The 23,877-nt window shown below is 65.1% G+C and carries 27 protein-coding genes; 10 read left to right on the plus strand and 17 right to left on the minus strand.

Translation table 11 applies throughout. The features are described from left to right. Positions 1–2 precede the first annotated feature (2 nt). The 3 genes from WIMU1_RS08715 to WIMU1_RS08725 are packed head-to-tail and all read right to left on the minus strand — an operon-like array spanning position 3 to position 4,438. Positions 3–749 (minus strand): SWIM zinc finger family protein, encoded by a 747-nt coding sequence (locus WIMU1_RS08715; RefSeq protein WP_062796491.1) that lies wholly within the window; start codon positions 747–749, stop codon positions 3–5. Then, positions 746–3,634 (minus strand): DEAD/DEAH box helicase, encoded by a 2,889-nt coding sequence (locus tag WIMU1_RS08720; RefSeq protein WP_120802594.1) that lies wholly within the window; start codon positions 3,632–3,634, stop codon positions 746–748. Before WIMU1_RS08720 ends, WIMU1_RS08715 begins: the two co-directional genes overlap by 4 nt. Before the next feature lie 51 nt (positions 3,635–3,685). Beyond that, complete coding sequence (locus tag WIMU1_RS08725) at positions 3,686–4,438, minus strand: isocitrate lyase/PEP mutase family protein (protein WP_030165905.1); 753 nt, start codon at positions 4,436–4,438, stop codon at positions 3,686–3,688. 311 nt (positions 4,439–4,749) lie between these two features. Here WIMU1_RS08725 and WIMU1_RS08730 point away from each other — a divergent pair, with 311 nt between their 5' ends. The 3 genes from WIMU1_RS08730 to WIMU1_RS08740 all read left to right on the plus strand — a co-directional run bounded on the left by WIMU1_RS08730 (position 4,750) and on the right by WIMU1_RS08740 (position 6,645). Further along, entirely contained in the window at positions 4,750–5,781 is a 1,032-nt protein-coding gene (locus WIMU1_RS08730; RefSeq protein ID WP_062796492.1) for a GGDEF domain-containing protein, read from the plus strand. A 74-nt stretch (positions 5,782–5,855) separates the two neighbouring features. Further along, the gene (locus tag WIMU1_RS08735) at positions 5,856–6,239 is read left to right on the plus strand and encodes a VOC family protein (protein WP_062796493.1); all 384 of its coding nucleotides are present in this window, start codon (positions 5,856–5,858) and stop codon (positions 6,237–6,239) included. A 118-nt stretch (positions 6,240–6,357) separates the two neighbouring features. Then, positions 6,358–6,645, plus strand: coding sequence for a hypothetical protein (locus tag WIMU1_RS08740; RefSeq protein ID WP_147431357.1), 288 nt, complete (start codon positions 6,358–6,360; stop codon positions 6,643–6,645). 8 nt (positions 6,646–6,653) lie between these two features. Here WIMU1_RS08740 and WIMU1_RS08745 read toward each other — a convergent pair whose 3' ends face one another. The 5 genes from WIMU1_RS08745 to rnhA all read right to left on the minus strand — a co-directional run bounded on the left by WIMU1_RS08745 (position 6,654) and on the right by rnhA (position 10,655). Then, positions 6,654–7,424 carry a GAF and ANTAR domain-containing protein gene (locus WIMU1_RS08745; RefSeq protein WP_062796496.1) on the minus strand — a complete coding sequence of 257 codons (771 nt, stop codon included), beginning with the start codon at positions 7,422–7,424 and terminating at the stop codon, positions 6,654–6,656. A 184-nt stretch (positions 7,425–7,608) separates the two neighbouring features. Further along, positions 7,609–8,739, minus strand: coding sequence for a PQQ-dependent sugar dehydrogenase (locus WIMU1_RS08750; protein ID WP_084248113.1), 1,131 nt, complete (start codon positions 8,737–8,739; stop codon positions 7,609–7,611). A 124-nt stretch (positions 8,740–8,863) separates the two neighbouring features. After that, positions 8,864–9,073 (minus strand): dodecin, encoded by a 210-nt coding sequence (locus WIMU1_RS08755; protein ID WP_062796497.1) that lies wholly within the window; start codon positions 9,071–9,073, stop codon positions 8,864–8,866. 182 nt (positions 9,074–9,255) lie between these two features. Next, positions 9,256–10,173 carry a D-isomer specific 2-hydroxyacid dehydrogenase family protein gene (locus WIMU1_RS08760; protein WP_062796498.1) on the minus strand — a complete coding sequence of 306 codons (918 nt, stop codon included), beginning with the start codon at positions 10,171–10,173 and terminating at the stop codon, positions 9,256–9,258. Further along, positions 10,170–10,655, minus strand: a complete 486-nt coding sequence (gene rnhA / locus WIMU1_RS08765) for a ribonuclease HI (protein ID WP_062796499.1) — start codon at positions 10,653–10,655, stop codon at positions 10,170–10,172. Before rnhA ends, WIMU1_RS08760 begins: the two co-directional genes overlap by 4 nt. A gap of 98 nt (positions 10,656–10,753) precedes the next feature. Here rnhA and WIMU1_RS08770 point away from each other — a divergent pair, with 98 nt between their 5' ends. The 4 genes from WIMU1_RS08770 (at position 10,754) to WIMU1_RS08785 (ending at position 15,481) form a co-directional block, all read left to right on the plus strand. Continuing rightward, positions 10,754–11,776 carry a nitronate monooxygenase gene (locus WIMU1_RS08770; protein ID WP_084248114.1) on the plus strand — a complete coding sequence of 341 codons (1,023 nt, stop codon included), beginning with the start codon at positions 10,754–10,756 and terminating at the stop codon, positions 11,774–11,776. Between the two features lie 311 nt (positions 11,777–12,087). Continuing rightward, positions 12,088–13,923, plus strand: coding sequence for a hypothetical protein (locus tag WIMU1_RS08775; RefSeq protein WP_062796501.1), 1,836 nt, complete (start codon positions 12,088–12,090; stop codon positions 13,921–13,923). Further along, positions 13,923–14,156, plus strand: a complete 234-nt coding sequence (locus WIMU1_RS08780; protein ID WP_062796502.1) for a hypothetical protein — start codon at positions 13,923–13,925, stop codon at positions 14,154–14,156. Before WIMU1_RS08775 ends, WIMU1_RS08780 begins: the two co-directional genes overlap by 1 nt. Continuing rightward, entirely contained in the window at positions 14,153–15,481 is a 1,329-nt protein-coding gene (locus tag WIMU1_RS08785; protein WP_062796504.1) for a hypothetical protein, read from the plus strand. The genes WIMU1_RS08780 and WIMU1_RS08785 overlap by 4 nt, the downstream gene beginning before the upstream one ends. A gap of 8 nt (positions 15,482–15,489) precedes the next feature. Here WIMU1_RS08785 and WIMU1_RS08790 read toward each other — a convergent pair whose 3' ends face one another. The 4 genes from WIMU1_RS08790 to WIMU1_RS08800 all read right to left on the minus strand — a co-directional run bounded on the left by WIMU1_RS08790 (position 15,490) and on the right by WIMU1_RS08800 (position 17,984). Further along, positions 15,490–16,269, minus strand: a complete 780-nt coding sequence (locus tag WIMU1_RS08790; protein WP_211339011.1) for a glycoside hydrolase family 16 protein — start codon at positions 16,267–16,269, stop codon at positions 15,490–15,492. 5 nt (positions 16,270–16,274) lie between these two features. Next, complete coding sequence (locus WIMU1_RS26380; RefSeq protein WP_023954481.1) at positions 16,275–16,424, minus strand: hypothetical protein; 150 nt, start codon at positions 16,422–16,424, stop codon at positions 16,275–16,277. Between the two features lie 86 nt (positions 16,425–16,510). Further along, entirely contained in the window at positions 16,511–16,945 is a 435-nt protein-coding gene (locus WIMU1_RS08795; RefSeq protein ID WP_062796506.1) for a VOC family protein, read from the minus strand. Positions 16,946–17,009: 64 nt separating this feature from the next. Further along, positions 17,010–17,984 (minus strand): arsenic resistance protein, encoded by a 975-nt coding sequence (locus tag WIMU1_RS08800; protein WP_062796508.1) that lies wholly within the window; start codon positions 17,982–17,984, stop codon positions 17,010–17,012. A gap of 95 nt (positions 17,985–18,079) precedes the next feature. On the opposite strand from WIMU1_RS08800, the gene WIMU1_RS08805 reads away from it, so the two are divergent. The 3 genes from WIMU1_RS08805 (at position 18,080) to WIMU1_RS08815 (ending at position 19,805) form a co-directional block, all read left to right on the plus strand. Continuing rightward, positions 18,080–18,313, plus strand: coding sequence for a DUF3263 domain-containing protein (locus tag WIMU1_RS08805; RefSeq protein WP_245968899.1), 234 nt, complete (start codon positions 18,080–18,082; stop codon positions 18,311–18,313). 71 nt (positions 18,314–18,384) lie between these two features. Further along, positions 18,385–18,597, plus strand: coding sequence for a hypothetical protein (locus WIMU1_RS08810; protein WP_062796510.1), 213 nt, complete (start codon positions 18,385–18,387; stop codon positions 18,595–18,597). Between the two features lie 233 nt (positions 18,598–18,830). Further along, entirely contained in the window at positions 18,831–19,805 is a 975-nt protein-coding gene (locus WIMU1_RS08815) for an antibiotic biosynthesis monooxygenase (RefSeq protein WP_062796511.1), read from the plus strand. 10 nt (positions 19,806–19,815) lie between these two features. Here WIMU1_RS08815 and WIMU1_RS08820 read toward each other — a convergent pair whose 3' ends face one another. From WIMU1_RS08820 to WIMU1_RS08840, 5 genes are all read right to left on the minus strand, one after another. Next, on the minus strand, positions 19,816–20,565 hold the full coding sequence (locus tag WIMU1_RS08820; RefSeq protein WP_062797500.1) for a maleylpyruvate isomerase family mycothiol-dependent enzyme: 750 nt from the start codon (positions 20,563–20,565) through the stop codon (positions 19,816–19,818). A gap of 76 nt (positions 20,566–20,641) precedes the next feature. After that, entirely contained in the window at positions 20,642–22,126 is a 1,485-nt protein-coding gene (locus WIMU1_RS08825) for a signal peptidase I (RefSeq protein WP_062796513.1), read from the minus strand. A gap of 1 nt (position 22,127) precedes the next feature. Beyond that, positions 22,128–22,703: a hypothetical protein gene (locus WIMU1_RS08830; protein ID WP_062796515.1), complete on the minus strand. Its 576-nt coding sequence runs from the start codon at positions 22,701–22,703 to the stop codon at positions 22,128–22,130. After that, on the minus strand, positions 22,703–23,293 hold the full coding sequence (locus WIMU1_RS08835; protein WP_084248115.1) for a signal peptidase I: 591 nt from the start codon (positions 23,291–23,293) through the stop codon (positions 22,703–22,705). Before WIMU1_RS08835 ends, WIMU1_RS08830 begins: the two co-directional genes overlap by 1 nt. Beyond that, complete coding sequence (locus WIMU1_RS08840; RefSeq protein WP_062796516.1) at positions 23,290–23,877, minus strand: hypothetical protein; 588 nt, start codon at positions 23,875–23,877, stop codon at positions 23,290–23,292. The genes WIMU1_RS08835 and WIMU1_RS08840 overlap by 4 nt, the downstream gene beginning before the upstream one ends.

The raw sequence follows: 23,877 nt of genomic DNA on the forward strand, positions 1-23,877 counted from the left end.
GCTCAGCGGATAATCCGGGCGTAGAGGTCAGCCAGCTCGTCCACTGCCTGCGCCACATCCATCGCCGCAGAACCCGATCGGCGTAGAGCCGCCGTGAGGGCAGTGGTGTCCAACTCGGACAACACGTCGATCGGCGGTGGATGTGGCAGTCCGGGCATCTGTCGCCCGTCGCCGTAGAAGTCGATATCGACCGGTGGTGCAGGGGCTTCGTCAGGCTCGGCCGAATCGGCTGATGGTGCGTCCCGCAGGTGGGCCAGCAAGACGCCGAGTTCAACTCCCATCACGGTGAGCAGGGTGCTGGGCTCCTTGTCGATCGCTGCCGCGATCTCGAAACACACCGACAACACGTGGATGCAGCGGTCACTGTCGTCGGGGCACGTGCAATCGACTCGCAGATCCGACGCCTCGGTCGGGATCACCAGCGAACCGAGCAACTGCGGTTGCTTGCCGCGGGTCAGGGCGACGAGATCGTCCGTCTTGCCTTCATGCCGCAGCATGGAGACGACAGTCGCCGGATCGGCTGCGAGCGTATTGATCTCCACCTCGAAGGGGTCGAGCTGGCTACCCTGCACCAGGGCGCTGACCCGGCCCGACCGCATCACCAGGTCTATGACGTTGCGGTCCCGAAAGTAGCTGCGCGCCTTGACGATCTTCCGCTGTTCGGCAGTCGGCTCGACGGCCAGCAGAAAAGCCTTGGACCACGGCGTGAGGCCGTAACCGCGTTCAGGCGCCTTCTTCTTGCGGCTCATTCGCTCACCGCCTCATCCTGCAGGCGCATCAGCTCATAGAGCTCATCGTCGCCGGTGTCGGCCAGCCAGTTCTCGCCGGTGGCGACGGTCAGCTCCGACAGCTCACGTTTGTCGGAGATGAGCTGGTCGATGCGCTCCTCCAAGGTTCCGACGCAGACGAACTTGCGTACCTCCACACGGCGCTCCTGGCCGATTCGGTACACGCGGTCGGTGGCCTGGTTCTCGACGGCGGGATTCCACCAGCGATCAAAGTGCACAACATGATTGGCGGCGGTGAGATTGAGACCGGTGCCGCCGGCCTTGAGCGACGCCATCATCACAGGCGGCCCGTCCGCCTCGCCGAACTCGGCGACCAGTTTGTCACGCGCCGGGCGGCTGAGGCCTCCGTGCAGGAACGACAGGGGATGGCCCAGTCGGTCGGACAACCATGGTTCGAGCATGGTGCCGAACGCGGTGAACTGGGTGAAGACCAGCGCCCGCTCGCCGTCGGCGACGATGTTCTCGAGCATGTCCGCCAGCAATTCGACCTTGCCCGAGCGGTGTTCGTTCCGGCGGAGGATGGGAGAGCCGTCGCCGAGATAGTGCGCGGGATGGTTGCAGATCTGTTTGAGTCGGGTCAGGGCGGCGAACACCGTTCGGCGTCGTTCACTACCGGGCTGACGGCTCTCGCCCTTTCCGAGGGCATCCATCAGGTCGTCGATGACGGCGCGGTAGAGCCCGGCCTGCTCGACGGTGAGGTTTGCCCGAACGGTCAGCTCGGTCTTCTCCGGTAGATCGGAGATCACGCTGGGATCGGTTTTGACCCGCCGCAGGATGAACGGCGAGGTGACCGCCGACAGCCTGCGTACCGCATCCCGATCACGTTCGCGCTCAATGGGTTCGGCGTAGCGGTTCTTGAACACCGAGGCGGTGCCCAGCAGTCCGGGATTGACCAGGTCGATGACCGAACGAAGATCTTCGAGCCGGTTCTCCACCGGGGTGCCCGTGAGAGCGACGCGGTGACGGGCCGACATCGCCCGCACCGCTTTGGACTGGGCGGTGTTCACGTTCTTGATGTGCTGGGCTTCGTCCACCACGAGGCGGTCCCACTTCACCGCGCTCAGCAGCGCCCGGTCGCGCGAAGCGATCGCAAACGTCGTGATGACAACATCCACCTTTGCCGCCGCCGGTTCGAGGTGCCCCTTGGTAAGGCGGCCTGGTCCGTGATGGACCAGCACTGTGAGGTGGGGCGCGAACTTGGTGATCTCTCGTTCCCAGTTACCCACCACCGACATCGGGCACACCAAAAGCGTTGTGCGCGAACCGGCATCATCTGGTGCTCTTTCGCCGCAGATCAGGGCGAGCACCTGGATGGTTTTACCCAGCCCCATGTCGTCGGCGAGCACCGCGCCGATGCCGAGCGAACTCAGATGCCTCAGCCATTCCATCCCACGGTGTTGGTAGGGCCTGAGTTCGGCACGCAACGATGCGGGAGCCTCGAGCGGCGGTGGGGCCAGTTGCCCACCGCGCTTGATGTCGTCGAGCCATGCCAGACCTTCCACCCGCCCGACCGGTAGTGGCAGCCGGTCGTCTCCGTCGGTGACGAGGTTGAAGAGCTCACCCATGTCGGCCGGCTGTCCGGACTCGGCCAGTGCCCGCTGGGTCTGGATGAACGCAGCCGACCTCGACAAGGCCGCGTTGTCGGCGCGCACCCACTTGCCGCGGATCCTGACCAGATCACCCTTCTGGCGCGCCAGTGCCTCGAGTTCGGACGCGTCGAGAATGTCGTCGCCCAAGGCCAATTGCCATTGGAAGTCCCGAATCTCGCCGAGCCCCACCATGACAGCGCGAGAACGCGGCCCACCCTCGGGCTTGCCCCGCAGCGTCAGGGTCGGCCTCACATGGGCGATGGACCGGGGGAGCAGTACCTCGAACCCGGCGTCCGCCAACGCGGCGACTCCGGTGTCGAGCAGAGCCAGCACCGTGTCGGTGGAGAGCAGGAAATCCAGGGAGTGGTGGTCGTGGTGGGCGGCCTTGAGGTCGGGAAAGGCGCGAACGGCTCCGGCGACCTCGGTGGTGATCTCATCGATCTGGTGGGGATCCAGCCGGCGCAGCTCCACGGGTTGATCCGGACGGTCCATGGTTCGCCGGCACACCTGCAGGCGCCACCGGGTCACCAGGTCGGAGTCGTCGTTGTCGTCTTCTTCGGGCTCGCACAGCCGGAGCACCAGCGCGGACTCGCCCTGCCGGAGGCCATCGGCCCAGCTGGCCCACGCAGCCGCCGCGGACGCGGCCCGTTCCGCCGACATTTCCGGAGAATCGGTGTCCGGCAGCAGACCTCGGACCAGGCTCGACCGCACTGAATGGGGGGCGATGTCGGAGCAGCGGATGCGGCAGAGGTGGTCGGTCATCTCGCCGCAGAAGTCCATGATGGCGGTGGAATCGCCGTTCTCCAGGATCACCGGTGGCGCCGACGCGATGGCCGTGGAGAGCCAGGCCCGCCAGCCCGCCGTGGTGAGCGGAGCCCAGCGTACTGCCCACTCGCCGGCGACCCGATTCACCGCCGGAGCGACGGCCCCGGCGCTGACGAAACGCTCGGTGGATTCCAAAAGGAAACGGTAATAACGTAATTCGCCACCGACGGCAGGATCGTCATTCACTGACCGCAGGAGGTCGCAGGAGGCCGCCGGGCCCAGTGTCAGTGATGAGACGTCGCGACGGGTGGGCCCGGGGCCGGCAACGGTGATGGTGCGCCGCAGTGACCGTCCCGACACCGCTGTGGCGATCGGCTCCGGTAGGCCGTCGGGCACGTGGCCGGTGCACGGTTGGCCGTCTGCGTCGGTGAACCACAGCGACAACCCCACCCCTGAGCGCCACAAAGCGTGCGCCGCCGCTGTCGCAACCACGTCAACATGGTGGCACGCCGGTGCGACAGCGGGCGCCGAGCGGGCCGCTGATCACTTCCAGCGTGCGAGTACCTCGCCTGCGCGTTCGGCCAAGACCATCTGCAGGATCGGGCCGAAGCTGACCCGGGCGACACCGAGCGCGGCCAGGGCTGCCTTGTCGTCGTTGGCGGGGTGACCGATCGCGTTGACCGGGAGGGGGAGCTCGGCGGTGAGGCGCTTGTGGACGTCGTCGGAGTGGAAGCCGACGGGGTAGAGCACGTCGGCGCCGGCGGCGGCCGCCAGTTTCAAGCGGTCGATGGCGCGGTCGACGCGGTCGTTCTCATCGCCGACCTGTTTGACGAACAGGTCGGTGCGGGCGTTGATCACCACGTGCGTGTCGGTGGCGTCCGATGCTGCACGCAGTGCTCCGACGAAGTCGGCGTGCTCCTGTGCCTCACGCAGACGACCACCTTCGCTGTGCACGGTGTCCTCGATGTTCAGACCGACGGCGCCGACGCTGAGCAGGCCATCGATCAGGCGCTTGGGGTCTTCGCCGTAGCCGGACTCGATGTCGACCGAGATCGGTACGTCGACAGCTTCGGTGATCTGCTTGATGCGGGTGATCAACTCGTCGAAGGTGATGCCTTCGTTGTCGGCCTTGCCGATCGAGTCCGACACCGGGTGACTGCCCACGGTGAGGGCCGTGAACCCGGCGGACACGGCGAGATTCGCCGACCACGCATCCCACACCGTCGGGAGGATCACCGGATTTCCTGGCTGGTGGAGTTCGAGCAGAGTGGTTGCCTTGCTTGCGAGATCAGTCATGGTTCCTACAACTACGCCCGTCTGAGCGGCCATTCCATCAGTTCCCACATGCTGGACGCGCGAACCGACGCCGCCCGGTTCTGATGTGGTCTGCATCTCACCGAGCAATCTCGCGATGCTTCGATGCCGAATTGACAGAGTGACATTTTCGCAGCCTGTTCACCTATCGTTTCGTACCGCCCACTAACTTCTCGGGAGACGCCGCATGCACTTCATCCGGAGGTGGTGGCGGCAACCGTTCGACTATCAGTGGACGCTGAACTACCACCGCTCGCGCGGGTCCCTGGTCGTCAACCGCCAAGCCGTCGGGGATGTGGTCGTTCTTCTACGGGGTGGCAGCGCTGCTGTCGCTGGGGTCGCCGGCCGGTCCACGCGAGACCATCGCCGCCCAAGGTGCGGTCGCGGTTGCTGCGGTCAGCAGCATGGTCGTCGGCCTGGCTTGGCTCCGGGGCCCGTGGCCGTCCAGGCGAGGTGCGCAGCTGTTCCTCATCTACTCCGACCTGGGTGTTGCGGTGGTGCTGTTCACGTTCGTCGACCCGTTCATCGCGATGACCGGCTGCGTGTTGTTCGCGGTGACCGCCGCCCACATCAGCGCATTCCACAGCCCACGATGGCTGGCCGCGCACCTGGTGTTTGCCACGTCGACCACGGTCGCGTTGTACCTCAAGGTGCTGGTCACTCCCGGACAAGATCTATTCATCGCATCCGCTCTGCTCGCCGTCTTGCTATCGGTTCTGTTGTCGGCGCCGATCATGATGCAGTCCGGCCTGCTGAACCTCGGCCACGACGCCAGCGATGCGTTTCGCGATCACCTGACGCAGCTCCGCAATCGTCGCGGCCTGGAAGTGGACTTCCCCCAGCTGCGCTTCGACGGTCCCCGGACCTTGCTGGCCGTGCTGATGCTGGACATCGACGAGTTCAAGACGGTGAACGATCAGCACGGGCACCACGCGGGCGACACCGTCCTCGCGCTCGCCGCCTCCAGACTTTCCGCGACGGCGGGTCCGGCAGCGCTGGTGGCCCGGGTCGGTGGCGAGGAGTTCGCGGTCGCCGTCACGGGCTCAGTCGAGCAGCTGGTCGACCTCGCCGAACGGCTCCGGATCGTGCTGCGCAACCCGCATGACGCCTACCCGATCACGGTGAGCGTCGGGGTTGCCGTGGCGGCGCACTGCATGACCAAGTCCGGACGCCTTCGACCGACGATCGCTCTGCTGAGTGCACTTGCTCCGTCGGCTGACGCCGCGATGTACCAGTCGAAGAAACGCGGAGGAGATGCGGTGACCTTGGCGCCACCCGCCCTCGAGCACGATCTGCCGCCGAAGAACGCCGGGGTCGACCGATGAGTTGAGGGCAGACCGGTGGTCGGTATTGGCAAGGCGATGACCATCGGCGGTGACCGCCGGCGAGGAGGATCGACATGCTCGACATCAACAACGCGTTCAGTGGGTTCGCGGTCAAGGACATCGAGGCGGCTCGGAGTTTTTACTCCGAGACACTCGGCCTGGAGGTCGAGGACGGCCCGATGGGGTTGCTCAACCTTCACCTGACCGGCAGCACCAACGTGCTGGTGTATCCCAAGCCCGACCACGAACCGGCAGTGTTCACCATTCTCAACTTCGAGGTCCCAGACATCGATGCGGCGGTGACCGCGCTGACCGAACGAGGGGTCGAGTTCGACCGCTACGACGACTTCGACCAAGACGAGCGGGGGATCTTTCGTGGGTCTCGAAACGACCAGGGCCCGGACATCGCATGGTTCCGTGATCCCTCAGGGAATGTGCTGTCGATCATCGGGGTGTGACGGCCGGCGGTGAGGCTGTCGCTTCGGCACCCTGATCGCTAGTAAGGCCCGTGAGTCGAACAGATGAACATTCCGCGATAGGCGACACGAGTTTGCGATACGCGGCAGAATGTACAGTGTGACTTTTCTTGAGCGGCCGAGTCGCCAATCGCAGGGCAGGCCAGTGCTGGTCCGTCGTGACGCGCCGCAGACGGTTCCTCGGGAGATGACCGGGCTGCTGTGGGACCCCACCGTCGGGGGCCACCGGCCGACGCGCCCCTCTGTCACGCGCGCGACCCGCGACGACACGCCCCGCGAGACACCGCGCATCTCCGTCACGGGCAGCGACCTGACGATGTTGCTGTCGATGTCGGGGCTGCTGGGCGGAGTGCTCGGGGTGGTCGGGCTGATCGAGCTCAACTTCTGAGCTCGTGCTCAGTGGTCTTCCAGGTCGAGGGTGCGCAGGTTCATCCGCCGGGCGACCACATCGTCCGCGACGTCTTTGAGTGAGCGATCGTGCCGGAAAGAGAATGCCCGCAACCTGGCCAGCCCTTCGTCGGCAGAAACGGCCAATTGGGCGGCCACCATGCCGGATGCGAGGTAGACATCTGACCGGGAGAACCTGTCCGTGGTGTGGTCTTGTGCGTGACTCATATCGGCTGCCGCGGTGGCAACCCGGTCGTCGTAGTCACCCTGGGTGGCGAGGTAGTCGTGCCAATTGCGGGTCACCGTGTAACCGGCAGTGGAGGCTGCGGCAGTCGCGGCCGCGTGCTGCTGGGGATTCAGTTCACCGGCGGTCCGCCGGTACAGCTCGAGGACGGCCAGAGGCGTGCCGCCGGCAGCAACCGGGAAGGCGAACAGTGCCCGTGCGCCCAGTCCGATGGCCTCCCCGATGAAGGTTGGCCACCTGCTGCCGCTGTGATTGTCCAGGTCGGCGAGCAGGTGGGCGTCGTCGTTCTCATAGGCATCCAGGCAAGGGCCTTCGCCCAGCGTGAACTGCAGATCGTCCAACCGCTGAGCCACCGAGTCCGTGGCGTACACCAGGTCTCGGACCCGGCTGGAGGTGGTCAACAGAGTCAGGGCGGCGCCATCGACTCCTGCGGCATCCAGGACCCCCTCGCAGAGCGGGGCCAGGCCCGTGGAGACCGGACCGCATCCCACAAAACTGTTGCCGCCGCGATCGTCGCCAGCTTGCCAACTGCCCATCGGTCTCCCTTCCCGCTGCCGGACTCGACTTTTGTGACTACCGGACGCGCCATGCCCGATTGCGCCGCGATTTACTTCGTGTCTGTGTCAAACCATCTATAGCGAATAACCGCGAGTGCGGACGGCCAAACATGGCCTAAAAGCGCTGCATTGCAGTGCTTTCGGAAGTCGGTTTCCTCGGGCGTCAGCCAGACTGCACTGTCACCCGTTTGATGCGGTCGTCGCCGTCTCGTGCATCCCCACGACCGTCGGTGTTGTTGGTGAGCAACCAGAGCGACCCGTCGCGCGCAACGGTGATATCTCGCACCCGTCCGAACTCGCCGACGACGAGGTCGCGCCCTGTCTCGGGGGCGGCCACCGGAACGGCGCGGATGCGCTCACCGCGCAGGTTGGCGATGTAGATGGTGTTCTCGGCGATGGTCATCCCGCTGGGGCTGGCGTCGTCGGGATCCCACTGCTGAACAGGATCGATGTAGGTGCTGTCGGACTGTTCGCTCTTCCCCTCCACGCGGGGCCAACCGTAGTTGCCACCCTTTCTGATGACGTTGAGTTCGTCCCAGGTGTCCTGGCCGTACTCGGATGAGAACATCGTGCCGTCGGCTGCCCAGGCGATTCCCTGAACATTGCGATGTCCGAGCGACCACATCGGGCTGCCGGCTGTCGGATTGTCAGCGGGCACGTCTCCATCCGGGGTGATCCGCAGGATCTTGCCGGAGAGACTGCCGGGATCTTGCGCTTTCGGCCGGTCCTGGGCGTCGCCGGTGGAGATGTAGAGCATGCCGTCGGGACCGAATGCAATACGGCCGCCGTTGTGGGTTCGTCCGCCCGGGATGCCGGCAAGAACGGGTTCGACGGGGCCGAGTCCGAGATTCCCGGCCGATCCGGTGAGGCGATATCTCACCACGCGGTTGTCCCCGTCGTCGCTGGTGAAGTAGACGTACAGAAACTCCTCCCGCACGGCGAGACCGAGCAACCCGCCTTCGCCTGCGGGTGCGACATCGGCCACCGCGCCCACCACCCGGGTGCGGTCGCGGACGACTTCGAGGATGTTGCCGGAGTCGCGTTCGCTGATGAGCGGTGCATCTCCGGCGAAGACGATCGACCACGGCGCGTCGAGCCCGGTGACGACATCTGCGGGTTCGTCCGCAGGAGCGGTGCTCGCCGATGGCTGGCTCGGATCGGCCGACGACCCGGTCGAACCGGAAGACTCAGTGGAACCGGCCGACTGCGCGGGTCCGTCGGCGTTGTCCGAGGCGCTGCATCCGGCGACGAGCACGGCGCCTGCGAGTACAAACGCGGCGAGTCTGTGTGTCATGAGCGCTTCCGGTCGGTGGAGTTGGCCGGTCGAACGCGCCGTTGCCGGCGGCGGGCGTGTCTGTTCCGTTGGGTCCCTGGCAAAACGGTACCCGGACGCCGCGCCGCCGACCTGTCCGCGCAGGTCAGTCGGCCAGCTTGAAACCGACCTTCACCGTCACCTGGAAGTGGGCGATCTCGCCGTTCTCCACATGGCCACGGGTTTCGACCACCTGGAACCAGTCGATGTTCTTCAGGGTTTCAGCGGCGCGGGACAGCGCGGTCTTGATCGCGTCATCAGAGCTGGTCCTCGAGGAACCGACGATCTCGGTGACCCGATACACGTTGTCGCTCATACTTCTCGTTCCTGTTGAAGGGTGGATCCGGCTGTGGCTCAGCCTCGACACCGGGAGATGCCGACTGTCTCAGCCTTGCCATGCCGGCGAGACAACGCAACCATTACGGCACGGGAGATTCCATCAGCGCGCCGCATACTCTCGCTGCCGGTCGTCGGCGCCGCCGCACTCCAGCGCTGCAACTAGTAGTCGGCACCGGGCCGGACCACCGCGAGCATGTCGCCGCCTGCCGTAAAGCGTCGGAGATTCTCGGCGAGCCACGGCGCCATCGTGCGGGTCAGACCCGCGGACGGATTGGCCACGTGCGGGGTGATGATCACATTCGGCAGATCCCACAGCGGGTCGTTGGCGTCGGGCGGCTCCGGATCGGTCACGTCGAGGGCGGCGCCTGCGATCTCTCCGGCCACCAATGCGTCCCGGAGGGCGACTTCGTCGACGAGTGGACCGCGCGCCACATTGATCAACCAGGCATGTCGGGGCAGCGCAGCAAGCGTGCGGGCGTTGATGAGATGACGGGTCTCGTCGGTGGCCGGAGCCGCGAGCACCACGTGGTCGACCAGGCCCCAGACTTCGTCGATCCTGCTAGCCGGCAGCGTCGTCGACGCGCCCTCGACGGGCCGGCCGGATCTGTTGACCGCGATCACCTGGGCTCCGCAGGCGTTCAACCGGGGTATCAGCGACCGGGCGATGCCACCGGCACCGATGATCCCGACCGTGGAGCCGTGTAGCGACCGCACAGCCGGGTCGATGGCCTTCTCATCCCAGTGCCGTAGGACGGCGACGTTGATCTGGCGAAGGCCGGCCAGCAAGAGCGCGAGGGCGTGCTCGGCGACGTTCTCGGCGTAGAACCCTGACGCATTGGTCCAGATCCGCCGATCGTCGAGCAACCCCGCGCGCAGGAATGACTCGATGCCCGCCAGCCGCAGCTGCACCCACTCGATGGTGTCGGGCAGCGGATCGGGGAAACCGTCGACGTTGCCGATCCACACGAGGGCACGCGCCTCGGCAAGGTCGGCGAGGGTGCCACCGGCGGACGCGATGGCTTCGGCGAGGTGGGGATCGGAATGGGGCAGCAGAGCCACCGGGATGGGGGCGGTCATCCGGCCACCTGGCCCGTCGGGCCGCCGTCGCGCAGTGCCCGAGCAGCGGTGGTGGCCAGCTGGTCGGCGATCTCGTTGTAGTGGTCGCCGGCGTGACCCTTGACCCAGCGCCACTCCACATCATGGCGAGCGCACTGGGCGATCAGTTCACGCCAGAGCTCGCTGTTCTTGACCGGCTTCTTGTCCTTGGTGAGCCAGCCGTTGTTCTGCCAGCCGGTCGCCCACTTCATGATCCCGTTGCGCACGTAGGTGCTGTCGGTATAGAGGATGACCTTCGATGGCTTCTTGAGCGCCTCGAGTCCCTTGATGGCCCCGGTCAATTCCATCTTGTTGTTGGTGGTCGCCGGATCGGCACCCGACAACTGTTTCTCGTGGTTCTTGTACCGCAGCACCGCGCCCCATCCGCCCGGCCCTGGATTGCCGAGGCATGCTCCGTCGGTCGAGATCTCGATCGGAGTCGCCATGTCGATGTCGTCGGCCATGGCGAAGAGGCTACCGTCGCGTCGAGACCGAATGCAGCAGCCCGACTGCCGCACACCCGAGCCGGTGACCGCAGGCTCAGATCCCCGGGAGGTAGCACGTGCCCACCTTCGACCTTCGTGACCTGGACGCCCCCGTGATCGGCGCCCCGATGGCCGGTGGGCCCAGCACGCCGGCGCTTGCGGCTGCGGTGACAAACGCCGGGGGTATGGGTTTTCTGGCCGGAGCCCTGTTGAACGGCGAGAAGCTGGCCGCGGACATCCAGGAGGCGAGGTCTCTGACGTCGGGGCCGTTGGGGGTCAATCTCTTTGTCCCGCAACCAAATGCTGGTGATCCGGCGCAGATCGAGGCTTACGCAGCAGAACTCGCGCCACTGGCAGACAAGTTCGGTGCTTCGCTCGGTGAGCCGCGATACGACGACGACGCCTGGGCGGAGAAGATCGAGGTGTTGCTCGACCTCAAGCCCGACGCGGTGTCCTTCACCTTCGGATGTGCCACGGCCGACGAGATCCGGCGACTGGCCGATGCGGGCATCTTCACGCTCGGCACCGTGACCACGGCGACCGAGGCAGACATCGCACTCGGCCGTGGAGTCGACGCGCTGGTGGCGCAGGGCCCAGGCGCCGGTGGGCATCGCGGGACCTTCGACCCCACCGCTGAACCCGCACCGGGCAGTCTCGACGAGCTCCTCGCCGACGTGGTCGGGCGGGGAGTCGATGTGGTCGCGACCGGAGGGATCACGACTTCTGAGGAAGTGAGCCGGGTGCTCGCCCTCGGCGCACGGGCGGTCCAGGTGGGCACGGCGTTCCTGCTCGCCGACGAGGCGGGGACCAATGCCGTGCACCGCGCCGCCCTGGTGGATCCCGAGTTCACGACGACGGGAGTCACGCGAGCGTTCTCGGGCCGCTACGCGAGGGGGCTTCACAACCGGTTCATGCAAGAGCACGACGCTTCCGCGCCGTTCGCGTACCCGCAGATCCACCATCTGACCGGGCCCATGCGGAAGGCTGCGGTCGCTGCGGGTGATCCGCACGCCACCAACCTCTGGGCCGGTACGGACTTTCGAAACGCCACCTCCGGTACGGCCGAATCCATCGTGGCCAGGCTCGTCTCGGCCCTCTGAGGTTGTCCTGGGCCGTTCGCTGATCCACCCAGATGGCTTGGTGAGCTGACTTCGAGACCCAATGGATCTTGACACCCGGCGTTGTAACGTACAAAGTCAGGTGAACGCATGGTTACAGACGGCGGCGCCTGACGGCCCCGCCGACGTCCAGTGTACGGCTGTGCACTGAAATGAATCCACACAGCCTTCGTATTTTTGCAGGCAGCGGTAGTTTCGCCCCCTTGTGGGTGCACGTGCGTTTACTGTATTTTTACTGAGAATCTTCAGTCGAGTGGATTCGGCCCAGTGTGGTGTGAGGTGGCGGGGAGTCGATGTTGACACAAGGTGAGCACGTGCTGGCGGCGTCCGAAGGTGGCGGAGCGGCACTGGATCAGGTCTTCGCCGTGAGCGCGGCTGCCGGGGTGGTCTCGGTGATGCTGCTCTGGGTGGGCTATCTCCACCGAACCCGGAAGATCACCTGGCTTGCATCTGTAGCCGAGTGGGCCGGTCGCCGCCTGAACCGCCCGCCATGGGCTGCGCTACCCATATTCCTGTTCACCAGCACCATCATCTGCGCCCTGTTCGGGTTCATCTGGGACGTCAGTCTGCATATCGGCAAGGGTCGCGACGAGGGTCCGCTGGCAAACCCCGCTCACTACTTCATCCTGGTCGGTCTGTTCCTGCTCTTCATCGCGGGGATGTTGGCCGTCTTCCTGCCGTACGACAAGCCAGGTCCGGCGGCCATTCGCATCACGCGCACCTGGTACGCACCGGTCGGCGGGGTACTGATGGCCGGCTGTGGCTTCTACGCGTTGGTCGGGTTCCCCCTCGACGACATCTGGCACCGCATGTTCGGCCAGGACGTCACCCTGTGGGGCCCGACTCATCTGATGTTGATCGGTGGTGCAGGACTGTCGCTGATCGCAGTGGTGCTGCTCGACCGCGAGGGGCGCGCCGCCATGGGCGAGAATGCGCCGGCCGACGGGTGGGGCAACTGGCTCACCCGGTGCATGGCCTTCGGCGGACTTGTCATCGGCCTGTCGGTCTTCCAGATCGAATACGACTTCGGTGTCGAGCAGTTCCGGCTTGTCCTGCAACCCATGATGATCGCCGGTGCGGCAGCTTTTGCCCTGGTCGCGGTACGTATGACCCTGGGGCCCGGATCCGCAATCGCCGCAGCACTATTCGCAATCGCCATCAGGGGGATCGTCGCGCTGGTCGTCGGTCCCGCACTCGGAGCGCCGATCAGCTTCTTCGCGCTGTATCTCGGCCCGGCCGTGGTGGTCGAATTGCTGGCCCTGACCCCGTTGATACGACGGCCGGTGTTGTTCGGGGCTGTCTCCGGCCTCGGCGTCGCCACCCTCGGTTTGTGGATCGAGTCGTGGTGGATCGATGCGGTGTACCACTACCCGTGGCCGACCGGGATGTGGGCAGAAGCCCTGGCCATGGCGATCCCGGTCAGCATCGCCACCGGTGTGTGCGGCGCTCTGCTGGCCGTCATCTTGCGAGGTGAGCCGCTGCCGCGTCCCCGCCTGAGCGCTGTGGCAGTGGTGCTCACGGTCCTGATCGTCGGAGGGGCCGTTGCCAACGGGTTGCGCACTGAAGTGCCGGAGAATGCCCGCGCCACAATCACACTCACCGATGTGCCGAGCACTGACGGCCGCATGGTGACGGCCGAGGTGACAATCGACCCGCCGGGGCTGGTCAGTGACGACCCCGAATGGGTGTCGATCCTCTCGTGGCAGGGTGGCATCGAGAACGACCGCGGTCTCTTCATCGATCCGCTCGAACGCGTCGGTGCCGGTATCTACCGCTCCACGGAGCCGGTGCCGGTGTCGGGGACGTGGAAAACGCTTCTGCGCGTGCAGGACGGCACGACGATGACCGCCGTGCCGATCTTCTTGCCCGCCGACCCGGGAATCGGGGCTCCTGAGGTGGCTGCGGATTCGACGATGACACGTGAGTTCATGCCCGAGATCAAGATCTTGCAGCGGGAGCGCAGCTTCGACTACCCGAGCTGGCTGTTCATGGTCGCCGGCCTGGTGGTGTTGGCGTGCTCGTTGATCTTGATCGCAGCGCTGGCGTGGGGCGCAGGCCGGATCAACAACAAGCAGCAGGAGACCGGGGCCCGTACGGACTCGCGACCGACAGTGCAACCGCAGACCTGATGGGCGACAACAACGTCCAATATCTGGCCGGCCACTCGCTGCTGTTGGCCGCGCCGGCGTTCTTCCCGGCGCTCATCCTGGTGATCGTCATCGTGGTCATCGCAGTCAGGGATCGACGGCGCGGCGACGATGACGGGCCCGGTCTCGATGGGGACATCGAGCACGACACCATCGAGCAGGACGGTGACGGATACGTTCGCGGCGACGGAAGCGCCGGAGACACCCGCGGATGATCGTTGCGCATGGCCTGGGCGGATCCGAGGACCTGCCCATCCCGTACACATCTGTGCTCATCGGTGGGGCTTGGGCGCTGACGTTCTCGTTCGCGGTGGTGGTTTTCGCATGGCGTACACCGAGGTTCGGTCCGGACAAACCAGGTCGGCCGGCACCGCTGTGGGTTGATCGCGTCGTCGATTCTTGGGTGACGCGCACCGTGGCGTCGGTGATGGCTCTGGTGTTCGCGGTGTGGGTGATGATGGCCGGGGTCTTCGGGCCGGATTCGGACGACAACCCTTTCGCGGGAAGCTTTTACGTTCTTCTCTGGGTGGGGCTTGTTGTTCTGTCCGTGCTGATCGGTCCGGTGTGGCGGGTCATCTCGCCGATCCGCACCGTCTATCGACTCGGTAGCCGAGTGCTCGGCCGATCGCGATCCAGCCGCACGGGCGGCTACCCCACGACGTGGGGTTACTGGCCCGCAGCCATCGGTTTGTTTGCTTTCGTCTGGCTCGAACTCGCCTCACCTGAGCCGGATTCGGTCCCGGCCATCCGGATCTGGCTGCTCTGCTACGTGGTGCTCATGGTCGCAGGCGCTGCCGTCTGGGGAGACCGCTGGCTCACCAGGTCCGACCCGTTCGACGTGTACAGCGTTGTCGCTTCCCGTCTTTCGGTATTCGGCCGTGACCGGGCAACCGGGCGGATCGTCGTCGGGAACCCGATGAATCACCTGACCACGCTTCCGATTCTGCCCGGCACGGTGGTTCTGCTGTCGGTGCTGCTCGGCTCCACCGCTTTCGACAGCTTCTCCGACTTTCCCCAGTGGAAGGACTATGTGGAGTCGATCGGCGGCGGAGATGTGGGCTCCTCGGCGGCACACACCCTTGCCCTTGTCGTTTTCATCGCGGTGGTGTTCGGAACCTTCACCTTCGCCACCCGCGCCACCGGTGGCGTTAGTGCGGCTCAGCGACAAGCACTTCCGGGCCAACTGGCACACACGCTGATCCCCATCGTGATCGGGTACGTGCTGGCCCACTATCTGCAATACCTGGTGGAGAAGGGGCAGGAGACGTTCCTGGCCCTCGGCGATCCACTCGGCCGAGGGTGGAATGTGCTGTGGCTTCAGGACGCCCACCCCGGTTATGTTCTCTCACAACACCCGACGGTGGCGGCCACGCTCAAGGTCGGGTTTGTCCTCGGCGGTCACATCGCAGCAGTCATAGCCGCGCACGATGCGTCGTTACGACTTCTTCCGGCTCGTCACCAGCGCACCGGGCAGTTGGCGCTGTTGCTGACGATGGTTGCCTACACCTTCCTCGGTCTGTACCTGCTGTTCGGTGGTTGACCGCCCGGTCAGGCGTAGCCACGAAGATGATCAATCACCATTTCTGGCACCAGATCATCGTCGGCGCCGTTGGATCGCTCCGGGAAGTCGAAGACGGCCAGCATCATCTGCATGGGATAGGTCGGGGGATTCACGCATCGCCGTACAAACGTGCCGTCGACGTAGAACTCGACTGCATCGGTGGTCCACTCGACCGCGTAGTCATGGAAGTCGCCCACATCGATGGGCAGCACAGTCGTCGTGAAATCGTCGACCACCGACGGATCGCGAAAAGGATGCAGACCGGTACCCACCGCCGCAGCAGACGGCGACGAGGTGATGGCGTCACCGAAGATCTCGGCCACACAGATCTCGGCGCTGCGCTCGGGAATGTCTTCAAGGCCCACCATCCACCAGGCGAACATGGATCTGGGCGAGACGGTGGCACGCATCCGCATCTCTAAGTAGCCGCCCGCCGGCGTCCAGCCGCGAAACTCCGGTTGGTGCTCGCGCACCACGGCCCCGTCGAAAGGCGGTTGCTGTCCCAGGGTGCTGCCGACAGCTCCGGATCCGTTGCCCGACTGGATACCGGACACTCTTATCGGGGAGTGCTCGCCTGCCAGCCACAGCGGCTGCTCCGGTGGGATGGACAGATACAGACAGGAGTCGGAGATCCTGTAGGTGGCCGCGGTGTGCGCCCGCGAACTCCAGGCGGGCAAGTAGTGCGGGGACCACACGGCCGGGTCCAACTCGTGGTTGTCGAACTCCTCGGAGAAGGTCAGGCGTCGGCCGCCGATGTCGGTGACCACGTGAGTTACTGCCCGTCCGTGGAACCTTCGGTTCCACCCAGAGCATGACCGCGGTTGATCTCGTGCCCGTGCTCGCCGGCCTCGTAGACCGCGGCTTGTCTCAAGAGCTCATCGGTCTCGCCGATGGGCTCTTCGTCTTCGAATGGAAAGGTCATCGATCCTCGCTGGTGATGGTCACGTGCTGATCCCACCGTACGTCGCCACCTGCTGTTGCCGACCGAAAAGCATTCGAAGGACCGAGTCAGGCGAGGACCACTGTTCCGTCGGCCTCGACGTGCCAGCCGGGGTTGTGCGCGATCTCCCAGATGAGGCCGTTGGGATCACGCACCTGTGCGTGGAAGATGCCACCGAAAGCGCCCGGTTGTGGCGGTTTGAGCAAGGACGCGCCGGCCGCGACCATGGCGTCGGCGACGGCCCGGACAGCATCCCGACTGTCGACGTTGTGAGCGACTGTTGCGCCGGATATCGATGGGGCGGCCGCCACGCCGATGTCCTCGGCGAACTTGCCGGCCTCGAAGAACCCGAGGACAACGCCGGGCGCGATCTGGAAGAAGATGATCTCGTTCTCCACGTCCATCAGCGGCTTCCATGCGAGCCCGTTCACGTAGAACTGCCGTGCGGCGTCGAGGTCGGCGGTGGCGAAGGTCAGGAAGTGGATCTGCTGGTCGAGTTGCACCCTTCTCACGCTAGGTCAGGGCGGCCACGGTCTCGTGAACGTTTCGGACATTGCGCAGGCGATGTCAACGGGAAGGGATCAGGTACGGGATCACCCGGACGTAGACGACCATGCCGACCACCTCGACCAGAGTCTGCGTGACCACCACGGCCGCTGCCAGTTCGTAGCCCGCCGGTAGGGCGAGGGCCAGCGGGAGAACCACGAGTGAGTTGCGGGTGGCACCGCTGAAGACCAGCGCGCGGCGACCGGGGTTGTCGAACGCGAACCTCGAGGCCACCCAGCGACCCACAAAAGCCATCACGACCAGGAAGAGAACGTAGAACGGCACAACCGCGACGACGTCACCGAGGCTGCCGGACACCTTCGGTATCTGCGACGCGACAACCACGAGCAGCACGATGACCATCAGCGGCACCATGGTGGCTGTTGCCCCTGAACGAATTCGACGCGCGAGCGGGAAACGCACCGCCAGCGTCTGGGTGGCCCACGCGAGCAGCAGTGGCACCACGATGAGGATCACAAAAGCCTCGATGAGAGGTCGTACCGCGATGATCTGGGCAAGGTCCGAGCCCAGGAACACGGCAAGGTAGACCGGTAACAACATCATCTGCGCCAACAGCAGCAGTGGCGTCGCAGCCAGCAACCGATGTGCGCTGCCCCCTGCGAGCCCGGAGAACACGATCACGTAATCGATACAGGGACTGAGCAGCACGAGCAGCACCCCGAACCGGACTGCCTGGTCGTCCGGCAAGAACACGAACATCGCCGCGACCACCAACGGGACGATGGCGAAGTTGAGTACTCCGACACCGACCAGGAACCGGCGGTCTCGCAGCGACCGGGCGAGGTCACGGGTGGGGATCTGCAGAAACGTCACGTAGAGGAGCGCGCCGAGAGCCGGGTTGATGGCCCAGTCCAGCGACTCGCCGGCGCCCGGTGCGACGAGGCCGAGAACGATGCCGGCAGCGATAGCCGCCACGTAGACAATCACTTGCCGGCGGTCGAGGACCTCGATCAACGTCGACAGTCGATGACGCACTGCCCCTCGCTTTCTGGTCCGCACGATCCTCTCAGGGCGACCGGCGGGGTCCGTTGTCGGATGCGAAGTTCGGTCGCAGGATCGATAATTGGACCATGACCACTCTGAGCAACATCCCTCCGGACGAGGTGGAGCGAATGCTCGACTTCGCGCGGCGGTGGTACCCGTACGGCGGAGGGTCGGCCGACGACATCCTGGTGGAGTTCGGCATCGGGGAGCGGGACTACTTCGAGCGCCTCACCGATGTGCTCGACACCGATCAGGTCGGTAGGCACGACCAGTCCGTCGTCGCCGCGATCCGTCAGGTGTGCACCCGCCGCCTCGCATGACTGCGCCGGTGTTGAACTGGGCTTCCCATCTGGGTCGGACAGGAACTATAGAGCGGCTACAATTTTGCGCCATGACCTCCGGGCAGTGGGAGCAGGACTCGAACGAGGCGCAGGCAACGTATTTCGCCGCCCAACTCGAGTTGTGGGCAACGCAGATCGAAGACGAGCTGACCAACAACAAGGTGTCGGCGGAGACGCACTCGCGCAAACGGTTCGAGCTGTACGAGGTCCGTCGACAGATCGATGCACTTCGCCGACGATTTCCGGCCGCCTTCAGCGTCTGAGGCGTCAATGATGCTCGGGCGAGCGGGTTTTCGTGACACGCGGTCGGTGCCTTCCTCGGTTGCGCCGAGGTCTTACCGATGGGCGATTTCTCCACACGGCCGGTGAAAGGCCGTCGGCTCACGTACGATTGCGCCGCCAGGAAGTCGAGACGACGCGCTTCGAGTCACGTCGAGGTGTGGCCCGAGCCGGCCTGCCCGTGATTCCACCGCGTGACGACGAGTAGGAGCCGGCGATGACCGCCGAAGCAACGACAACAAACAACGCCGCAACGGTGATCATCGGTCAGAAGGTCAACCCCGGAACCGAACGTGCATTCGCCATCTGGCAGGACGACATGAATGCCGCGGCCGCCCGCTACCCAGGATTCATCGCCGCCGAGACGGCTCAGCCGACAGACGTGCAGCCCGACTGGGTGGTGGTGTATCGCTTCGACTCGGTGGCTCACGTGCAGGCCTGGATCAACAGCGCCACACGGCAAGAACATCTCGACAAGGGCCGGGAGTATTTCGACGGCCCCGCGACGCAACAGGTCATCACCGGTGGCGCGGCCCCGGTGGATCCGCTTGTCACCGTGGTGGTGACACACCGGGTCTCGCCGGAACACATCGACGACTTCCTCGAATGGCAGGGCCGCATGCGCGAGGCCGAGACCGGGTTCAAGGGGTTTCGCGGCACCGAACTGTTCCGGCCCATCGAGGGCCTGCAGAACGAGTGGACGGCGTTGTACCGCTTCGACAGTGCCGCCGACCTGGATGCCTGGCTCACCTCACGTGAGCGGCAGGTCCTGCTGGACGAGGGCAAGAAGTTCAACGAGTTCGAGTTGCGCACCATCGACAACTCATTCGGCAGCTGGTTTGCGTTCGACCAAGACGGTCATCGTGCGCCGATACCGTCCGACACGAAGATGTCCACTGCCGTCTGGGTCGGTCTCTACCCCACCGTGGTGCTGCTGTCGCTTGCCCTTTCGCCCTTGGGGATGCCGCTGTGGCTGGGGCTCTTGATCGGCAACCTGCTGTCGAGCTTTGTGATGACGTTCTTCACGATGCCGTACTACGTCAACAAGATCCTCGGTCACTGGTTGTACCCGACACCGAACACGCCGAAGAAGCAGACCAATCTGCGCGGGTTCGCTGTGATCGCAGGCGTGATGGCGCTGTGGACTGTGGTGTTCTACCTCGTCACGGTGGTGTTCTGGACGCTGCCATGACGATGGCCGATCAGAACTGGGTCCGTTCGAGCCAGGTGTCCCACACCTGACGGTCGCCGAGGATCTCGATGTCCGCTTCCTCCGCCGTCTTCCGGCGGCTGATCGCGAGCAGTAGGTTCGTTGCCTGCCCCCGCACGGCTGTGTCTGCCTTCGCATGGCGGTGGTCCCACACCACCGCTCCTTCGTCGCCGCGGATGAACCACTCACCGGCCGAGCCGAGATCGGCCTCGGCAGCGTGCAGGTGCAGCGTGGCCCCGTCGTTCAGGGGAGAGGTCGGGCCTGCCGGTCGCGCCGCGATCAAAGCCAGCCACTCGGAGACGCCGTCGGCGGCAAGATCGGGTCGTTCATGGTACGGAATCCCAAGTGCCAGTTCGGCATCGGCGCGGTGCACCGTGGATTCGTGGAGGCGCCGCCGGATCCACCACGACGCGGGCTGTGGCCCGGTGAATGTCCACACAGGGGTGTCGGGGCCGGTCTCGGCGACAGCGTCGACGAGTGTTCGAACGCCTTCATGGAACCACTCGATGGCACCGTCGAGATCTTCCGGTGGCTTGCCGTTCGGCACCTGGCGCGGGTCGGCCGGGCTGTCACGTTTTTCGCCCACGATCTGCGCCGCCCAGCGATCTCCACGTCCGACGTGCCGGAACAACTGCTGGATCGTCCACTCGGGGCAGGTGGGCACGGGCTGCGTGAAGTCGGCGTCCCGGATCGCCTCGCCGAAGAGCCGGTTCTGTTCTACAAGTGCATCGGTGTAGTCCACGATCGGACAGTACCGCGTGGGTGTGACGGGTCGGGTGGCGTCGCCCGAACCTGACACCGGGCAGCCTGGTGGCCGCTCACCCGGCGGCAGGCACAGTGGCCGTCACACTCGTTGTCGACCATCGGCCGTCACGTTTGGTCACCGTGTTCACGGTGCCGTCAGCCGCGGTCACCTTCAGCGTCACGTCGTCGGCCCACTCGAGTTGCGCGGCTCGGAGATCACCACGGTATTCCTCTGTGCCGCTCTGCTTGTCACCGATGGTGACCGTTCCATCGTTCGCCGAGGCGACGTAGGTTCCTGCGGGTGAGGTTGTCTCGGGAACCGACGTGAGGGTGGTCGCGGACGTAGGTGCCGGACTTGCTGTGGGTTCCTCGCTGAGTGGGGTTGACGGTGGTGGTGTGCTGCTCGTGGTCGGGGCTGGGGACGCAGTCGAGGTCGACGTGGCGGGCGCCTGCGACAACGTGGTGGTGGTAGGCGCCTGCGTTGTTGTCGCGGAGGGTAATTGGGTGGTCGTGGTCTGGGCGGGTGCTGAACGTGCGGCGGCGGTCCCTGAGGGTGTTCCGTTCGTTTCCCCGCAGGTCGTGGTGAAGAACCCTTCCTGGATGCGAATCGTCAGCTTTCCGGTCGACAGGAAGTTGCCCACTTTGCTGCGCAGGTCAATGTTGTAGATGGCGGCCAAGGGAAACCACGGGGTGTTGTAAGTGATGGTCTGAGTAGCCGTGATGGCGGTCGAGGCGATCTTCACATGCGTCCTTGTTGCGCCACCGGCCACGTTGGTGAGAGAGAGTTCGTAGTCGTAGCTGTGGTTGCTGACCGGGTTAGGCCACGACAGTACGATATTCGGGTAGGTATTCGTGCAGGTCAACGAGGTGGGTACGATCGGACGGCCCGCTGACACGGTGCCGGTCGCGGTGGCGGAGTCGTTGAGCGCTGCGAGGGTGTTGTTCGTCCGAACGTAACCGGTCACCGCGGTGGCGACCACGGTCAACACGATCACCGCCTGTACCGCGAGCGTCGCGTTACGTGAGCGCGGGGACGACGATGCTGCATGCCGGCCTGGGTTCGATCGGTGAATCAGCCTGTCCGGCCGGAATGCCGCGGACAACAGCCCGAGGGTCAGTAGGGTGGCGACCGCCCACGAGTAGGGACTGGTAAACCAGCTCAACACGTAACCGAGATTCGGAACATGGAACAAGACGCGGTCGACTGTGACTGCGGTATACGGCTCAGGATCGTTGATGCTGTTCGCGTCGCCCCGCAGGGTCATGGTGGCCGAGTTGCCGACGCGTGAGTCGATCGAGACCACCCTGTGTGTGATGCGGGTTCCGTCTGGGCGGGACACACTGACGATGTCGCCGGGGGCAAGCTCGGCTGCGGAGACCGAACGCGCGATGGCGACGTCGCCAGTGGCGATAGCCGGAGACATCGAGTCTGAGCGAAAAACCAACGGCGACAGACCGAATGCGACGCTCGCGAGCGCGACGATCACACACAGCAGGCCGGCCAGTGCCCCTACGGTGAGGGTGACCTCGATGGCGTATTTCTTCGTCCGGTCGCTCATGTCAGATACCTGCGCCGGCGTTGAAGGTGAACACAACGGAACCGGACGTGCCGGCCAGGCCGGCCAGTGCCGTGATCGGGAGGCTGAGTTGAAGGCACAGTGCGTCGGTCCCTCCGGAAGCTGCGACCGGTCCACGCCCGGTGAAGAATGCCGTCGCCGTGCTGGTGATGGTCGCGCTGGTGGTGAGTGTGGTTCCGGTACCGCAGGTTCCGTTGGTCGCCGTCGCTCCGGCCACCACCTTGAGCGTCATGCCCTGGCCGAGCGCGTTGGCACTGGACACCAGCGCGTTGTAGGTGAACGCCGCCGATCCGGTATTGCTCACGGTGATGACTTTCGCGGCCGACTGCCCCGGCAGGAGACCCACGGGAGCGAACGCGAAAGACGCGGTCTCTGTGCCGTTGTCGAGGATGTGGATATCGATGGTGGCAGTGGTGAACACACCTGATTGAGTGCTCACAGTGGACGACCAGAGGGCCATCGTGCCCACCACGCTGATGCCGATGACCATCCCGATCGATAAGATCGCGCGAAGTCGTCGACTGATCAGCGCTGAGGTCAGAGCTCGCAACCAGGACATCACGTTGGGCTCCTCGAAGCGCGCCGCTCGCGCACGGAACCCACGAATTGGGTTGCAGCGTAGAGAACCAGAACACTCGCAAGGACGTAGACGAGGATGAGGCGGGTCGAACCGCTGACCCAGTTGTTCACGTAGCCGAGATACGGGATCGCGTACCAGAGTTTTCCACGGACTTGCTCCGACACCACCGGGTTGGCATCGGGGACGGCCACGGCATCACCTTGCGTGGTGAGTAGCTGGTTGCCTTGCTGATCGAAGGTGAAGCCGACGACCCGGTGGGTGATCACATCGGATTTGTCCGACTCCATCTGATAGGTGACGACGTCCCCGATCGCCAGTTCCGTCGTGTCGACCTTCTGTACGACGATGAGCGTTCCTGGTGGGTACCCGGGCTTCATGGACGAGGTGAGGACTGTGTACGGCTGAGCGCCCGCAATTTTCGGTAGCACGATGGCCGCGAGCAGAATCGCCACCAGGATCATCAAGATAAGCCACGTGATGATCTGCAGGGTCCACCACAGCGGCCCGGTACGATGCCCACGGCCCGAGCTCGCAGGCAGTGCGGATGTGCTGGCATGTTCTGTGATCATGATCGCGTCTGTTCGGTTCCGAAGGCGAACAGCACTGTGTAGGTGGCCGATACGGTGCCCGTACCGGGTGGATTCACCGATGTCAGAGCGCTCCTGATGCACCAGCTTTCGGTTGCACCCTTGGCCAGTGAACGCCACGGGCTGGTGGCGGCGGTGGTGGAGCTGGTGGCGCTGAACGCCGTGAAAGCCGTGACTCCCGGCAGCACGCCGGTACTGCACGTGGCCCCCGCCCCCATCACCGTTCCGGAGAGTGACACGGTGACGCCCGGGCCGGACGTGACCTGCGGCCCGGCACTGTTGAGTTTGTACCGCAGCGGTGTGCTGCCGGCGTTCGTGACCGCCAGCGGTGCCTGGTTCTGCTGACCCGGCAGGATCCCGGATCCGTTCAGTCCCGCGAACTGGTAGGTGGAGCCAGAACCGGTTCCCGCCACCAATTTCAGTTGCCCGGTGTTGACCGTGGTGGTTGCAGTGGTTCCCTGATCAGACCAGAGGGCATCGGTCGATCGCACTGCCGCCAGAGACAGTGCGACGATCGCTCCCAGTGTCGCTACGACCAGAAGCCGGGCGAGAACCGGCCGCATCAT

Origin of the sequence: Williamsia muralis NBRC 105860 (genome assembly GCF_001598915.1) — a bacterium.
In the GTDB taxonomy this organism is placed as follows: domain Bacteria; phylum Actinomycetota; class Actinomycetes; order Mycobacteriales; family Mycobacteriaceae; genus Williamsia; species Williamsia muralis.